Raw genomic sequence first — 15,114 nt, forward strand, 5'->3', positions numbered from 1 at the left:
GATCAGGCTGCCGCCAGCTTCCACCCGACCGCTACGACGGCCGAGCGATGCAGGTCTCTCACCTCCATCCGAAACAACAGCGCCTCGTGGCGCACTACATACTCGTCGAGGTCGAACGTCGTTACCACGAGTACGGTGGGCGGCGGCTCCATCTTGACCAGCGAGCGGGTTGCGGCGATTCCGTCGAGCCGGGGCATCCGGACGTCCATCAGCACGACGTCCGGTCGGAGACGCCTGGCCTGCTCGACGGCTTCGACGCCGTCGGCCGCCTCGCCGACCACCTCGACGTCAGGCTCGGTGTTGAGGATCATCCTGTAGCCGGCCCTGATCAGTCGCTCGTCGTCGGCGACGAGGACGCGGATGCTCACGGCGCCGTACCAGGGACGGGGAGACGCGCGCGCACGCCGAAACCGCCGCCGGGCTCGCTGCCCGCGTGGAAGCTGCCTCCGAAGAGCTCGGCGCGTTCGCGCATTCCGATCAGGCCGTGTCCGTCGCCGCCGTTGAGCGACCCCGGCCCGTCATCGGTCACCTCGATGGCCACGGCGTCGAGCTCGTAGCTGACGTGCAGCCGGGCGCGGCTGCCGGGAGCGTGCTTGAGCGCGTTCGTGAGGGCCTCCTGCGCGATGCGGTAGGCCGACAGCTCGATGGCTGGGGCGAGGTCGCGGCGCTTCCCGTCGACCACGAGCTCGACGACCGCGCCTGACGCCCGGGCCTGGTCGACCAGCGCCTCGAGCTCGTAGAGCTTCGGCTGTGGTGCAAGTGGGGCGGCCTCCGGTTCGGCCGATCGCAGGATTCCCAGCAACCGGCGCATCTCGTCGAGGCAGTCCGCAGCTACCCGCTCGATGTCGTCGAACGCCAGCCGCGCCGTCCCGGGCTCTACGGCGAGCATGCGGCGTCCGCCGCGAGCTTGGAGCACGACGACGCTCATCCCGTGGGCGACCACGTCGTGCAGTTCGCGTGCGATGCGTGCCCGCTCGTCGGCGGCGATCTGCTGGGCACGGTGCTCGGCTTCGTCGGCGCGGTCGCGGTATCCGCGTACCAGTGCGCCGGCGCCGAGGATCAGCAAGACGATGAGCGCATATGTGACTGCCTCGCCGATCGGGTCGTTCGGATCCCTCAGCCCCTGCACGTAGAACAGCGCCGTCGTCAGCGCGGCCGAAGCGATCGCTCTTCGCAAGGTTGGTGCGTATACCGCCAGGCTGTAGACAGCGATGATGCCGACCAGCGCCTCGCCGTACACGTTCGGCGGTGCAGTCACGTAGGGCTGGAGCGCAGCCAGCGCAGCGACAAACGGCGCCACGACCAGCGGGAAGACCCTGCGCCAGGCAAGGGATGACGCAGCCACCACAGCGATCGCGAGGTGCAGGGCCGAAGGATGGTGGCCGGGCACGCGTTCGAACGCGTAGCTGAAGTAGAGCTCGACCACGCTGAACACCGCCAGCGCGGCGGCCAGACCCACATCCGCCCGCAAGGGAGCCCGTCCCACCCAGGACATGGCATGAGTCTACGGCCGGCCTCACTGAGCCGCCGTCGTTCGAAAGAACGACCCTGCTCCCCAGAATGCCCGACGACTCCGGCCGGGCCGCTTCCTAGCGTCGAGACGGAAGCGGAACCAAGGAGGAATCATGGAAACTCTGCGGAAGAGGACCAGGCTGGCAGGGTGGTCGATGATGGCCGGCGGGCTGGCGATGACGGTGCCACCGTTCCTAGGGCCACCGAACGGCGCCGACGACACCCGGCAACGGTTGGCCGACCTGGCCGCAAACCCCACTCCGACGGTCGCCAAGTCGCTCGTATTCCAAGCGTCGTCCTGCTGATCCTGCCCGGCGTGGCAGCGATCGTTGGCCGCACCGTGGGTCGAGGGAGCGCCACCGTAATATCGGGCGGTGTCGTGTACGGCGCCGGCCTCGTGGGGGCCCTCGGCTTCCTGTTGATGGGCGGCATCGAGGTCGCCGTCGCCGGCAGCGGGCCAATCAGCGCGACCATGGTCGACGCCGCCGACCGCATGTCGAGCAGCCCGGCAGCCATCCCGGCGTTCGTCCTCGCCCTACTCTGCTTCCATCTCGTGGGGCTGCCGTGGCTCGCGTTCGGCATGGTGCGAGCTCGCCAGATCCCGTGGTGGCTCGCGACCGTCTGCACCATCGGACAGTTTTCGCGTTCTTCGGCAGTGGAACGAAGCTGGAGGCGGTCGGCTGGATCGTGCTCGGCCTCGCGATCGCCGCAGTCGGCTCGACCGTCGCACGGCCAACGGCTCTTACTCGACGCGCGTCGGCTGCCGTCAAGGCGCAGCCCGCGTAGACCACGACCCCCGCCAGGCGCCCGGTCGGGTCGAGGTCACGCTGAGGTGCACCCATTTCTGGCCGGAGGCCATGGCGCAGTAGCCGTACACCGTGCCAAGCGCGTTTTGCGGGCGACCGGGCCGCGGCGCCACGGACGTGGTGGTCACGCAACTCGTACAGCCGCTGAAGACGGTCACACCCGGATCGCCGGCGAGTCCCGGCGGCCGTTGTTCGTGACACCGTCGGCTCGTTGGACAACTGCATGTAGACCTTGAGAGACGGCGGCACCATCGACGCTGTCTTACGAACCACTCAGGCACCGCAACCGCCAATGACCTCGCCAGGAGAGTTCAGTCAACTAGCCGCTGGGCGGACCGCCGATGAGTCCGCGGATGACCCCTTGCCTACCAGCAGGAGACGTCCGGCAGCCTGCGGTGGACCTGGACCGCAGACGAGCAATAGCCGAGCAGGCCGTCAGTCGGCCATGCGGCCTGATCAGCGGCAACCCGCTCGCCGCCAGGTCCACGCAGACATCGAGCGGATGGACCGCCTGATGGAAAGTCGGTGCAGGCGTCCCAGGCGGCACAGGATGCGCAGAGGCGGGCCGACAACCTGGCTGGAGCCACCGAAGCCCGGTACGACGCACGGAACGTCTCGCGTCGCACCGAAGATCTGGAGAAGGCCTCGCTGCAGCCGTTCATGGTCCGCGATCGCTCTCGAAAGGATTCCACATCATCGCAACGCTGATGGCCCGTGTGAGCCAGGCGCCGGCCCGGCTCACACGAGTCGGTTGAGTGCTCAGAAGCACGCCTCGGCGTAGTAGCACGGGTTCCCGTACCACGGGTCGGGCGGAGGCGGGTCCACAAAGAAGATGCGGAAATGCGCCTGGTTCTGGATGAACTGCCCCGAGTTTCCAGTCAGATAGTTGGCGCGGACCGTCCAGACCTCCCCTCCAACGGTGTGCCTCGCAAGGTTGACGTACGTCTCGTTCGCGACGCAGTTGCCTCCGGCGACCCCGCTGTTGAAGGTGAACCGCCCGCTGACGTTGCTTTCGACGTTCCAGAACGCCGACGTGTACGGCCGCAGACCATTGCCGCCGACCCGCAGCGATGTCCAGTCACTGGCGAACATCTGGTAGTCGTCAGTACCACCGTCCACCGGCTGGTTTTCGAACCGGAAGCTGGACGGATACACCGACGTCAGGTAGACGTGAGCATTGGTCCGACAAACTGTCGCCTGGGCGGGCTCCGCCACGACGACCGAGACGACCCCCGATGGGACCAGCACGGCCGCAACCGCGGCGAACCGTTTGAGCGCCCGCCGCCACCGGCCGGACGCACGCGTGTGTTGCATGACTGTTTCCTCTCTCACAGGACGTTTGATCGGTCGACCGGTCGATCGAATGGATCACCCGATCTTCGGCACGACCAAGGCCGCGGATGGGGCGAGGTGAACAGGCACGAAACTCATCGCGGCTGGTTCAACTGATTTGCAGACAGCGCTCGGACCGCCGCGCCGCCGACCCAGCAGCTCCCCACGCCCGTGCAGGCCCGGAACTCCCGAAGCTGGCCCAAGGGGTGACAAGCAGAATCGTGTGTCGCTCGCGGCCCCGGCCGCTATGCGCGCCGCATCACCGCTGGCCGCTGCACCTCGCGGCCTGACACCCTGGAGGTGCCGAACGGCCGTGCCGTTCGCTTGCTTGCCTCCGGGTTGGGCAAAGCGTCCGTCCTCGACACCGCGGCCACGGAAGCGACTCGCGATGCTGTGGGCGATGCCGAGGTTCAACTCGACGGCCTGGCTCATGCATTTGACCTTCCACCTACTCGAAGCCGCACCCTGCCGACATGTCGGAAACAATGACGTGCCCGCGGTCAATCTCTGCGAGAGCCCAGCGACGGTGAAAGTCCGCGTGGAACGCGCTGTGCTGGCCGAGTCCATGGCCTGGGTTGCGCGGAGCCTGCCCAGTCGCCCGAGCGTCCCGATTCTGGCCGGACTTCTGGTCGAAGCCGAGGAGGGACAGCTCGTCCTGTCCGGCTTCGACTACGAGACTTCCACCCGCGTCACCGTGCCTGCGCAGGTCGCCGACGCCGGCAGATGCATCATCTCCGGGCGCCTGGTGGCTGAGATCTCCAGAAGCCTCCGCGGCCTGTCCGTCGACCTCTCCGCGATCGGCGCGAGGGCCCAGTTAGCCTGTGGGAGTTCGCGTTTCGCCCTGCAAACGCTTCCTTCGGACCAGTATCCGGCCCTGCCAGACTTCCCCGCCGCGAGCGGCGCTGTGCGTAGCGATGTTCTTGCCCAAGCTGTTGCTCAGGTTGCCATCGCCGCAGGCCACGAGGACACCTTGCCAGTGCTCACCGGCGTACAGATGGAGATCGAGGGATCCACGATCACGCTGCTCGCGACTGATCGGTACCGGCTCGCGGTCCGCGAGCTCGAGTGGAATCCCCGGTCCCCGGACGTGTCGGCCGCGGCGCTGGTCCCTCGCGAGTGCTGGCCGAGATCGCGAAGGCGACGACCGGGACCGACATCGTGGTCTCGCTACCCGGCGCGGGTGACGGCATCGTCGGGTTCGAGGGCGGGAGACGGCGTACCACCACCCGGCTGCTCGACGGCGAGTTCCCGAAGGTGCGCCGCATCATCCCGGCCGAAGCGGCGATCGCGACAAGGGCGCGGATCGACACAGCCGGTCTGATTGAGGCGGTGAAGCGGGTGGCGCTGGTGGCCGAGCGTAATACCCCGGTCCGGCTGAGGTTCTGCGAGAGCAGTTTGACGCTGGATGCCGGCACGGGTGACGAGGCGCAGGCGTCGGAGTCGCTCGAGGCTCGTGTCGCCGGTGAACCAGTCACGGTGGGTTTCAACCCGACGTACCTGCTGGACGGCTTGAACGCGATCTGTGCCCCGGTGGCGCAACTGGCGTTCACCCAGGCAGCGAAAGCGGCTGAACTCACCGGTCTGCAGGACTTCGACGGCGATCCGATCAGCGAGTTCCGCTACGTAGTAGTACCCGTCCGTTTGAACAACTGGAGCTAGTCCAATTGACGGAGAGCGTCGAGGGCCGCGTCCGGCGTGCGGTCCCAGTTGCACCAGCGAAGCCCCCACCCGTACGGCGGAACGCCCGCGTCCAGGGAGCGCACCACCACGCCGTCCGGATAGGGTCGACAACAGGCCGAGCGCAACACATTCACCGGCGCGCACCAACTCCAGCGCCGGGCCGGTACCGTTCGTGCTGGCCGGGTGTCGCTCGGGAGTGAACCCGGCGGTCCGGCAGCAGGACAGGACGAACTCGTTCCACTCCGGGGGGAAGCCGTCCCGCGGCCGGTAGTGCGTCTCGTCCGTCAACTCCCGTACGGCGACCGATTGCGCCGCCGCGAGCGGGTGGTTCGCCGGCAGCGCGACGCCGAGAACCTCGCGCCGGATGATCCGCCCGGCGAGCCCGTCCGGACAATGCGAGGTCGATCCGCACAGACCGAGGTCGAGCCCGCCGTTCAGCAGGCGGCGGTGCTGGTCCCGGCTGCCGCGGCTGCTGACCTCGAGCCGAGCGCCGGCACGCGGTTGCACAGGCGGGCCAGTACCGCGCGCGGCGTGGCCCAATCCATGGCATGGAACGTGTCGGCTGGTGACCAGATCTGTGACCGGGATGGCCTGAGACACGCTCGTTCGCATGGCCACGCAGGACGGTTGAGATCACGCCTCCGCCTAAAGAACCTGCCAGATGATGTCGGTAGAACGCCTGAGACGGCAGCGGCGCTACTCATAAACCGGCGGTTGCGCTATGTCCACCCGCCACACCGCCAGATCACGAACTACGGCTGGAGTACTACGCGCGCTTCCCGCTGTCGGGACGCGAGCTCTGCGGTGACGCGCGCCTTCACCTGCTCCAGCAGAACCTCTCGATGCTTCGAGCGGCTTGCAGGGCCCTTTGTGTCGGAGTTGCCGGCGGCGGGGTTGCGTTCGGCGGTGTTGCTGATCCGGCTGGTGGTCCGGTGGGTTCGGGGTGGTGCTCGCTGTTGGTGATCGGGCAGCGGGAGCGGCGGTTGTCGAAGTCGTTGCGGGCGTGGTCGCCGAGGAACTGGGAGCGGTTCTTGGCGCAGAGTACGGATGTGTCGGTCGAGATGTCGGCGAAGTTTCTCGACATTGAATCGGTTCGGGCACGCCGGGACGCCGAGCCTGACGATCTCGGCGTACCGTCAGCGTCCGCCCGAGGCGCGGCAGTGGCTGCGGCTGGATGCGACCTATGTGGTGGGCACGTTGGCGACGACTCCTCCGATCCCGGTCGAGGTGCCGGAGACATGGCGGGAGTTCTTGGTCGCCCAGGCCGAGCGCTGGCCCTCGGTGTTCGGCTATGTGGCCGATGATGTGATCTCGGCCGGCACCCGCACCCGCTGGAAGCCATGCTCGCAACATTCCCGGATGAGACGTTGCCGTTGGCTGACTCGCAGGTGCGGAACTATTCGTGGGTCATGGTCAGGGCTGCCGGTGTTCTTCAACGGTTGGGAGGCATTGAAGCCGTTCGCGCGCGGGGAACGTTCGCCGCCGCGACTGTGCTGCCGTCAGGCGGGGCGGTATTACAGGCGACGCCGCGTCTGTCGGATTGCGAACGTGATGCGGTGTTGCGGGTGTTCGAGGCGCTGGCGCCGGTACTGCCCGAGAAGGCACCGTGGCCCGATGACTTCGACCGGTTCAAGTTGTACTACTTGCGCGGCGCCGCGCAAGTAGTACGGCTAGCAACATCCGCAACGCGGCAGATGCGTGCGTCTGAGAAAGGTGGTTCCATGCCCGCAGTCATCGCCCGAATCGTGTCGTTGGAAAGCGATCCGTTCCCCGGTTGGGCTCATGTCGCACTGGAGTTGGCTGACGGCAGCAGCGTGGAAGTGCACGAAAAGCAGCCAGTGCTCGGGATCCAAGCACCGGCGCCAGGAGCAGTCGTTCATCTCGCCTGCGAGGTCATTAAGGACGTGCCGGACGGCGTGACCGTCCGATTGCTGGCCGGTGTAGAGACGACCGATGGGCGTGCCACCGTCAAGGTGAACCGGAACCAGATCATTGACTTCGAGTAGTTCGTCCACCGCCGGTGCCGTACGACCGGACATCGGCATGAGCGCCCTTTACCCTCGGCGGCAGATCCGGTAGTTGGAGCGACGCGTCAGCGCACCCGCGCGGTCCGTCGAGACGCAGGCGGGTTAATGGTTCGACTGGCGGGCCGCCGGGGCTGAGGATGACTGCGATGACTACTACTTCCCCCCGAGCGGTTCGCTTCGTCGAGATGACCAGTACCGCGCTGAGCGCGTTGCTGGCCGACGACCGTCCCGCGGCACAGACAGAGCTCGGCTTCCCACTCGGCGACGAGTTCCTCACTGACCGGGCCAAGTGGCTATGGCGGTACCGCCTCGATCAGCTGACCCGGGATCCGAGCACCTTCGGGTGGCTCGTCAAGCTCGTCGTGGCCGACGGGATCGTGGTCGGCTATGCCGGTTTCCACGGTCCACCGGACGAGGCCGGCATGGTGGAGATCGGCTACACAGTCGACCCGCCGTACCGGCGACAGGGTTTCGCCAAGGCGATCTTGACCGCGCTCCTGGAGCGTGCGGCGGCCGAACCCGCAGTACGGACCGTGCGGGCCACGATCAGCCCCACCAACCAGGCATCGCTGGCCACAATCGCCGGCTTCGGCTTCGTCGAGAACGGCGAACAGTGGGATGAGGAGGACGGCCTGGAGCTCATCTTCGAACGCCCCAGCCGCTGACACGAACGTGGCTCGCGGCATCAGCGAGGACCTCGACGACCACCGTCGGTCGCACGTTCGTCGGCGGCTTCTTCGCGTCCTTGCCACCCCAGCCTGTCCTGGGTGTCGAAGGAGGACTGGCACGGATCAGGGGGACGGGGCGGGCTTGTACAGTTCTCGGATCGCGGCAGATGAGTGCGTCGCCGACTGGACCGCGCGCCTGGTTGGCGCACACCTGCGACCCGGGTAGAAACCTGTCATGCCAGATTCGGTGAGCAAGTCCGCTGCCCCAGTCGCTGACTACGACAGTTTCGCGGCCGCGTACTCGGCCAGTAACGAGAGCAATCTCTTCAATGCTTACTACGCGCGTCCGGAGATGATTCGTCTCGCCGGCGACGTCGCGGGCCTGGAGATTCTCGACGCCGGATGCGGGTCAGGCCCCTTGATGGAAGCTCTGCGTAGCAAGGATGCGGTCGTGTCGGGCTTCGACCTGAGCCCCGCCATGGTCGAACTCGCCCGCCAAAGGCTCGGCGAGGACGCGGACGTGAGAGTCGCAGACCTTGGTGCGCCCCTGCCCTATCCCGACGACGCGTTCGACCTCGTCGTCGCATCGCTGTCCCTGCACTACGTCAAGGACTGGGCCGCGGCACTGGCCGAGCTGCGGCGTGTGCTCAAACCCGGCGGTCGGCTCATCGGCTCGATCATCCACCCCACGGTCTACGCGATTGTGTACCCCGAGGCCGACTACTTCGCCCTCACGCAGTACTCCGAGGACTACGACTTCGGCGAAGGGACCGTGTGGATGACCTACTGGCACCGACCCCTGCAGGACGTCATCAACACGTTCATCGATGCGGGGTTCGGCATCAAGACGGTCACTGAGCCGCCGCCCGCGGCCAACACCCCAGCGGAACTGCTGCCCACCGCGGACGGTCGCTCATTTATCTGCTTCCTGTTCTTCGAGCTGGAAGCGCGCTGAACAGGTGCGGCGCTGGCTGTGACCAAGGCAGCCCTGCCCGGCTGGTGCATGACGCGCTCCAGCATCCGCACGTCGGCAGGAGCGAACCCACGGACAGCTAGGTCCGGACGTTTGAGGCTGCGAGCGGCTTGACAACGGTGCGGTCTCGAGCAGGTCGCGATACGTGGCAGGACGACGGCTCCGAGCGCTTGACCGTGGAGGTCGTCAAGGCCATCGAAGGTCGGCATCTAGGGCGGCTCGTTCCAGACCACGCGCCCAACGAATAGCGGCACCATTCCTTGGCTCGCGATCCAGGTCAACCGGCTGCTGACCTGGCGGCCGCCTCGATCTCCTCGCGGCGCTCCCTCCAGAAGGCTGGGTCGTGCCGCTGCTCGGCCATGTCCTCCGCGTCGGTTCCTACCGCTCCGTCGAGCGCTTCGCGCAGGATGTCGGCGTGGCCGGCGTGCCGACTGGTTTCGGCGAGCAGGTGGACGAGGATGTTGAACAAGGGCACCTCGGCGTCCTGCCACCAGGCGACGCGGCCCGTGGCATCGAGGGCGAGGGCCTCCACCGTCGCGTCGCTGTGGTCCCACACCCGTCGGTAGCGGTCGACGATGTCGCTGCGGGCCTCGCGCTCGGTCGCCCACATGTCGGCGAGTCGCTCGGCCTCGACGTCCCACCGAGGCAGGGGTTCGGGAAAGGGACGGTCGAAGACCTCGCCGAGGTACCTGGCCTCCCATGTCGCCAGGTGCTTGACCAGGCCCAGCAGGTTGGTCCCGGTGACGGTCAGCGGGCGACGGACGTCGTACTCGGAAAGACCGTCGAGCTTGGCAAGCACCGCCTCGCGCTCGTGCCTCAGGTAGTTGTACAAGTTGGCCTTCGCGGCGTCGTCAATCATGGGACAGCACCCTGCCACCAGTGCCACCAGGTGGCAGCAGATCGCGAGTCAGGCGCTTGTCGACGGCAATGGCTTCCTGCAGGCCAAACCACGAACGAGGAGGCCAAAGGTTAGCGCGCGTGCAACTTTCGGGGGATCGGTAAGACCCGACCGGTGAAGATTCTGAGCACGAGTAACGAGCCGGCCCCGAGCCCGGCTCTGCGGTTCGGGAAACAACCTCAATTCGGCACGACAGGAAGACCTGCTTTCAAGTGGCGGAGGCCATGTATGCGGCGAGGATGTAGTTGGGATGGCGGTCGAGGTTCTTGCGGGCGCGGTCATAGCGCATGGTGGTTCGTGGGTCGGCGTGGCGGACGGCGATTTGTACATCACGCAGGTCAACGCCGGCGTCGAGCATCGTGGTGACGAAGGTATGCCTGAGCATGTGCGGGTGCATCCGCGGAAGCTTGATACCTGCTTGTTCGGCGAGGCGGCGCAGTCGGCGGGTTGCGCAGTGCCGGTCCATCCGCGTGCCCCGACAGGTCAGCAGCATCGGTCCGGCGGTCCGCTCGTCGATGGCCCGCTCAATGGCACGGCCTACGGCTGGGGGAAGCGGTACAAGCACGATCTTGTCGCCCTTGCCATGCACGCGGAGAACCCGATGGCCGTGCTCCTCGCCGAGGTCCTCGATGTCGCTGCCGGTAGCCTCGAAGATCCGAAGTCCGAGCAGCCCCAACATCGAGACGAGGGCGAAGTCGCAGCGGTTGGGCGACTGCCTCCCGGCGGTCAACACGGCCTCGAACTGCAGGTGTGTCAGCCCGAGCGTCGGGGATTCGGCCGGCACGTGCGGGCGTCGCACATACTCGGCTGGGGAGTGCTCAAGGACACGTCTATCACGCACGTCTGTTAGAAGCCCGCGACGACCGACATGCGTCGGGACACCGTCGATGGCCCGTACCGGCGCACTTCTTGTAGCCAGCGGATGTAGAGCTCAACATGTGGCCGGCTCACTGCGAGAGGGTCCAGGTCGCGCAGATCGCACCACACGAGATACCCCCGCAGGTCCGACTCGGTGTGGATCCGGGACTGACCTTTGAACCGAGCCAGGTAGGCGGCGACGGCTATCCGTAGGACGCGAGACGTCGTGACGACGACACCGGAGACGGCCGGGCCCGGTTGTGAGATCTCCATTCCCTCAGTGCCCAGGGCGCGGCAGGTCGCGTCAACCGCCTCACAAGTTCACCATCGCGGCTATGAGCGGACGTACGACGGTCCACAGCGCCGGCACGTCACTGCGGAATCGGGACGTGCGCCAACCGCAATAGTCGATATCCTCGCCGACATGGCCATCGCTCGCTTGCCCCTCATCGCTATCGACTGTCCCGTTCCTGGTGCGCTCGCCAGGTTCTACGGCGCGATGCTGGAATGGAAGATCGACGTCTCCACCGACCGGGCTTCGGTTTGCCCTGAGGACGGCCAGTGCATCGCCTTCCACCGGGTGGCTGATTACACGCCGCCGACGTGGCCGACCCAGGAGCGACCCAAGCAGATGCACCTCGACATGCTCGTTGACGACCTCGACGCAGCCGAGGCGGCAGTGATCGATCTCGGTGCAACCAAACATCCGGACCAGCCCGGTACGTCCTACAGGGTCTTCCTGGACCCTGCAGGTCACCCCTTCTGCCTTTGTCTGGAATGATCCAGAAGGGAGCCCTCGGCGTAGCGCTCGCACTCATCGGCTGCCCGCGCCTTCCTATCTGCGGCATGAGAGTCCGTCATCGAGGCGGCTGGTCTTGCTGCTCTTGCCACAAGAGCGTCCGCGCCTCCTTGGTGTTCAGCAGCTCCAGCCCACGCCGAGCCCAGTCGCGAAGTAGTTGATCCTGGCCGGTCGGGGCATTGGACAGCACCGGTAGTGCCGCAGGAGTCCGAACTTCGCCTATGAGTTCGAGCAGCCAGCACTTCATCCCATGGTCCTGCTCCACGCCGTATGCGGCGATGAGGTCGTCGAGGCGTTCGGCTGCAACCTCTTGCACAAGTCCGAAGCCGTCCTCTTGCAACTGAGGGTCGTGCTTGCGCATGAGACTCATGCCACCCGCGAACTGGTCGACCATGGGGGGTGACTCTATGGCACCCCACCTGGCCAAATGCCCAGCGCATATCCACGCGAACGGCGGCAGATGCGGATGTTGGGCGTGAGTGGATGTGGGCGTGAGAAGCTCGCGGCCATGCCTGAACTGACGCCCCAGCAGCGCGAGTCGCTCGAACGCTTCAAGGTGTGGAAGCACAGACCCAAGGTGAAGGCGACCGACGACGCGAGCGTGCCGTCCCCGCAGCAGGTCTACGCGGAGATGATGAAGGCAACGTTCGGCCCATTGCTTCGCGGTCAGGGTCTGCGTGGCTCCGGAGGTCGATTTGAACTGCCGTCCGACAACTACTGGGCTCTACTCGGCTTTCGGAAGTCGGCATACAGCGACGGCCAAGAGGTCCAGTTCACTGTGAACCTTTCCGTGATCAGCCGCGTCGCGTGGGCTGAACATGCCGCTGAGTCGCCGTCGCTGGGTGAGCGGCCGAAGCCCACGTTCGTCTATGGATCGTGGGCTACCCAGGCGCGACTCGGGGTGCTAACGCCCGAAGGCAGCGACAAGTGGTGGCGTATCGTCCGCGGGGTTGACCCAGGTCCAGTGGCCGAGGACGCGGTCTCGGACCTGCTGAGGTACGGCCTGCCCTGGCTGCGCGAACGGGCATCTACCTAGCCCGCTCATCGGCATGACAGCGCGGATCGCGGCAGATCCGGACGGTACCGCTCAGGTGCGCCGACTCCGCACGCGCACAGCGCCGGTGGCGGGCTCTAGTCCTTGGGCACGACGTCGTGCGCCCGGTATGCAGTCCAAATAAGGTGAGCCAACGTGGCACGCACGTCGGCGTCGCGGTCGAGTCTGGGAAGTTCTGCCAGTCGTTCCGGGGCGACGTCGAAATTGGTCAAGGCCGCCTCGGCCTTCGGGACTATCGCCTCGAACAGCAAGAGGCACCGGTACGCGCGCAACGCCTCGAAGCGCTCCTCGCGCAGAAAGGTCATGAGCAGAATGGGCGCATTGAGAACCTGACGTCGCAGCGCCTGGACGGATGTCCAGCGGGTCGAAAAGCCGTTCTGCTCCGCGCTAGTTTGAAGACCCGCCAGTTCATCAAGCGATATCGTGCAGACTCGAAAGTCGTCGTCTGTGCTCTGAATCGCGGACACGGCCGTCAGCCTATGGGGTACGACATCTGGCCCCCTCGGACGTCATGGGCACTCGCCCGCTCAACGGCATGACCGCGCTTACCTCTCGGCGGCATGTCCGGATGTTAAGTGAACGGGCTCAGCCGGCCGAAGCGAAGCCCCGTTTGGCCGGGTCAGCTGGTGAGCCCGGCCGGTCGTCCCGGATGAGCCGGGAACCGGATCAGCTCGGTACGACAGCCGAGCAGGAGCGGCTTGTCACAACTCCAGTTGCGCGGCGACAACCGGCCAGGCGATCTTTGCGGCCTCGGCCTGTCCGCGCACGTTCAGGTGGTTCCAGTCGCTGGAGAAGTTCTCCAGGCGGTCGACATACGCAGCACGTGCACCGTCGTCAGTGCCGCAATTCGGTACCGTGGCGCACACCCGAGCCTGCTCGGCCTCGTAGTCCTCGATGATGGACGTCAGGGTGTCAAAATGCTCCTGGACGAGCCGTCCGTCAGGCCCGTAGAAATCGCATTCCCCGGTTCCGGTGAGACTTGCCTGCACAGTCGGGTCCTCGGCGACGACCTTCTCGACGAACGACGGGCTGGGTCGTGCCAGCTGGCCAACCACGAGGATTCGGGAGTTGGGCGACGTCGTACTCACAACCTCCAGCGCCTCCGCGAGCGCGGCCCCGAACTCGGGCACGTGCTCTCGGTCGGTTCCGTCACAGCGGATGTCGTTGTCGATCGTCTGGACGACAACGAGCGCGGGAACAGGAACGATTTCCAGCGCCCGCCGCACCTGCGCCGTCAGCACGGACGCAGACGCACCACCTTCGGCGGTGTTGGCGACATGGCCCTCAGTGACGGGCCGGACGGCCACCAATCGCCGGTAGATGCTGTTGACCTCCGAGGACGTGCCTGTCGCCCAAGAGTTCTCGGGGGCGGCCTGGCGAGGAAGGCTTCGATCGGAGCCTGCACCGGTCAAGCCCGAGTGTCCGATTGCGACAACTCCGACCGGCCGGCCGGGGTCGGCCGACGACGCGGGCGGCGAGGGGGCCGGGCTGACCGAGGCCGGGTTTGCGTCGTCACCACCGCCGCACCCGCCGGCAACCAGCGCGAACGCTAGGAAAGCGGCCGCTGGGCCCCCCGGGCCGCGCGAACGCCATGATCTCGTGTTCACGATGACCTCCTAGGCGCCGATGCTCGGATTCCATGAGCTGGGATCGATGCGGCCACTCCTTCGACCATGCACTCCAGGCGCTAGGCCCCTCAAGACTATGGAGGAATCCTCGGCGACCCAACGTCCTCAATTCGGCAGATCCGGTTGTTCGCTGGTGTCGTGGCTGCGGCCGAACCCTGCTTGCGTGCCCTGCCTGACGCTCAGGCCGGCTCTTGTGGGTAGAGCACCGGGCGGATCTCAGCGAGCATCTCGCGCAGTTGGGCGGCGCCCTGACGAACTTGTGCACTGGTGTCGAGCGACAGGGCATCGCATGCTTCCACCGCACGATCCCTCTCGAAGGCGAACACCATAAAGACAGCCGTGACGGCGTCGTGGATGTAGGTGCTGTGTTGAATATCCGCCTCGACCAGCGCTTCAGCGACAATCGTGAATCCTGCGGTGTCCTGTCGCCGGAGCAACGCCTCTGCGGTCGCGAGGGTAACGAGCGTGTCATTGACATCAAGGACGAGTCGAAGCAGTGACTCCCGCGCTTCGGTCGCCTCGGCGAAATTCGCCAGGGCACGACCCGCGTCGGCTCGATCCTGGTAGTCGTCGCTGGTAGCGAGCTTGATCAGCGCAGTGACTGCCAGGCGTCTCCGGTCCTGGTTCACGGAACCATCGTTTCATGCGCTCACGCCGCGGCACGCCGCATGTCTGATCTACGCAGCGACCGCTCATCGGCATGTGAGCGCGCTGATCGCGGCATGTGCGTGCGTCTACCGTCGGCGTGGTTTGGCAGGCGTTCGGCGTGGCTCAGTAGAGGCGTCGCTATAGTGCCGCTGGCACTCATTGCATGTGCTTGGCCACGTTGCCCGATACCTGAAAGGTTGAGGCCGTGATATCGGGCTTGGAGCTGTTGCT

General features: G+C 66.3%; 16 protein-coding genes and 2 pseudogenes. 7 read left to right on the forward strand and 11 right to left on the reverse strand.

Annotation, left to right across the window (positions count from 1 at the left end; genetic code table 11):
• Window positions 1–2 precede the first annotated feature (2 nt).
• Window positions 3–368 carry a response regulator transcription factor gene (locus EV648_RS45370; RefSeq protein WP_132299381.1) on the reverse strand — a complete coding sequence of 122 codons (366 nt, stop codon included), beginning with the start codon at window positions 366–368 and terminating at the stop codon, window positions 3–5.
• On the reverse strand, window positions 365–1,495 hold the full coding sequence (locus EV648_RS34665) for a sensor histidine kinase (protein WP_132299383.1): 1,131 nt from the start codon (window positions 1,493–1,495) through the stop codon (window positions 365–367). Before EV648_RS34665 ends, EV648_RS45370 begins: the two co-directional genes overlap by 4 nt.
• Window positions 1,496–1,625: 130 nt before the next feature.
• On the opposite strand from EV648_RS34665, the gene EV648_RS34670 reads away from it, so the two are divergent.
• Entirely contained in the window at window positions 1,626–1,817 is a 192-nt protein-coding gene (locus EV648_RS34670; protein WP_132299385.1) for a hypothetical protein, read from the forward strand.
• 1,260 nt (window positions 1,818–3,077) lie between these two features.
• Here the strand turns inward: EV648_RS34670 and EV648_RS34675 are convergent.
• Complete coding sequence (locus EV648_RS34675; RefSeq protein ID WP_132299387.1) at window positions 3,078–3,632, reverse strand: hypothetical protein; 555 nt, start codon at window positions 3,630–3,632, stop codon at window positions 3,078–3,080.
• Between the two features lie 544 nt (window positions 3,633–4,176).
• Here EV648_RS34675 and dnaN point away from each other — a divergent pair.
• A pseudogene (gene dnaN, locus EV648_RS34685) lies at window positions 4,177–5,309 on the forward strand (DNA polymerase III subunit beta).
• A 186-nt stretch (window positions 5,310–5,495) separates the two neighbouring features.
• Here the strand turns inward: dnaN and EV648_RS44455 are convergent.
• Window positions 5,496–5,942, reverse strand: a pseudogene (locus EV648_RS44455) (LysR substrate-binding domain-containing protein); the annotation flags it as partial.
• 728 nt (window positions 5,943–6,670) lie between these two features.
• On the opposite strand from EV648_RS44455, the gene EV648_RS34695 reads away from it, so the two are divergent.
• From EV648_RS34695 to EV648_RS34705, 3 genes are all read left to right on the forward strand, one after another.
• On the forward strand, window positions 6,671–7,336 hold the full coding sequence (locus tag EV648_RS34695; RefSeq protein WP_132299389.1) for a hypothetical protein: 666 nt from the start codon (window positions 6,671–6,673) through the stop codon (window positions 7,334–7,336).
• Window positions 7,337–7,503: 167 nt separating this feature from the next.
• Window positions 7,504–8,022, forward strand: coding sequence for a GNAT family N-acetyltransferase (locus EV648_RS34700; RefSeq protein ID WP_132299391.1), 519 nt, complete (start codon window positions 7,504–7,506; stop codon window positions 8,020–8,022).
• 238 nt (window positions 8,023–8,260) lie between these two features.
• Window positions 8,261–8,980: a class I SAM-dependent methyltransferase gene (locus EV648_RS34705; protein WP_132299393.1), complete on the forward strand. Its 720-nt coding sequence runs from the start codon at window positions 8,261–8,263 to the stop codon at window positions 8,978–8,980.
• A gap of 295 nt (window positions 8,981–9,275) precedes the next feature.
• Here the strand turns inward: EV648_RS34705 and EV648_RS34710 are convergent, their stop codons facing one another.
• The 3 genes from EV648_RS34710 to EV648_RS43485 all read right to left on the reverse strand — a co-directional run bounded on the left by EV648_RS34710 (window position 9,276) and on the right by EV648_RS43485 (window position 11,027).
• The gene (locus EV648_RS34710; RefSeq protein ID WP_132299395.1) at window positions 9,276–9,857 is read right to left on the reverse strand and encodes a DinB family protein; all 582 of its coding nucleotides are present in this window, start codon (window positions 9,855–9,857) and stop codon (window positions 9,276–9,278) included.
• 247 nt (window positions 9,858–10,104) lie between these two features.
• Window positions 10,105–10,737, reverse strand: coding sequence for a tyrosine-type recombinase/integrase (locus EV648_RS43480; RefSeq protein ID WP_370452762.1), 633 nt, complete (start codon window positions 10,735–10,737; stop codon window positions 10,105–10,107).
• Window positions 10,738–10,742: 5 nt separating this feature from the next.
• Window positions 10,743–11,027 carry a hypothetical protein gene (locus EV648_RS43485; protein ID WP_199234984.1) on the reverse strand — a complete coding sequence of 95 codons (285 nt, stop codon included), beginning with the start codon at window positions 11,025–11,027 and terminating at the stop codon, window positions 10,743–10,745.
• Between the two features lie 151 nt (window positions 11,028–11,178).
• On the opposite strand from EV648_RS43485, the gene EV648_RS34720 reads away from it, so the two are divergent.
• The gene (locus EV648_RS34720) at window positions 11,179–11,535 is read left to right on the forward strand and encodes a VOC family protein (RefSeq protein WP_132299397.1); all 357 of its coding nucleotides are present in this window, start codon (window positions 11,179–11,181) and stop codon (window positions 11,533–11,535) included.
• Window positions 11,536–11,611: 76 nt separating this feature from the next.
• Here EV648_RS34720 and EV648_RS34725 read toward each other — a convergent pair whose 3' ends face one another.
• Window positions 11,612–11,947 carry a HEAT repeat domain-containing protein gene (locus EV648_RS34725; protein ID WP_132299399.1) on the reverse strand — a complete coding sequence of 112 codons (336 nt, stop codon included), beginning with the start codon at window positions 11,945–11,947 and terminating at the stop codon, window positions 11,612–11,614.
• 114 nt (window positions 11,948–12,061) lie between these two features.
• On the opposite strand from EV648_RS34725, the gene EV648_RS34730 reads away from it, so the two are divergent.
• Window positions 12,062–12,589: a DUF4304 domain-containing protein gene (locus tag EV648_RS34730; RefSeq protein WP_158294152.1), complete on the forward strand. Its 528-nt coding sequence runs from the start codon at window positions 12,062–12,064 to the stop codon at window positions 12,587–12,589.
• A gap of 95 nt (window positions 12,590–12,684) precedes the next feature.
• Here the strand turns inward: EV648_RS34730 and EV648_RS34735 are convergent, their stop codons facing one another.
• The 3 genes from EV648_RS34735 to EV648_RS34745 form a co-directional block, all read right to left on the reverse strand.
• Entirely contained in the window at window positions 12,685–13,074 is a 390-nt protein-coding gene (locus EV648_RS34735) for a hypothetical protein (RefSeq protein ID WP_132299403.1), read from the reverse strand.
• 234 nt (window positions 13,075–13,308) lie between these two features.
• On the reverse strand, window positions 13,309–13,848 hold the full coding sequence (locus EV648_RS34740) for a hypothetical protein (RefSeq protein WP_158294153.1): 540 nt from the start codon (window positions 13,846–13,848) through the stop codon (window positions 13,309–13,311).
• Window positions 13,849–14,414: 566 nt separating this feature from the next.
• Entirely contained in the window at window positions 14,415–14,864 is a 450-nt protein-coding gene (locus tag EV648_RS34745) for a hypothetical protein (protein WP_132299407.1), read from the reverse strand.
• Between the last annotated feature and the right edge of the window lie 250 nt (window positions 14,865–15,114).

Origin of the sequence: Kribbella sp. VKM Ac-2568 (assembly GCF_004345365.1) — a bacterium.
GTDB lineage: Bacteria > Actinomycetota > Actinomycetes > Propionibacteriales > Kribbellaceae > Kribbella > Kribbella orskensis.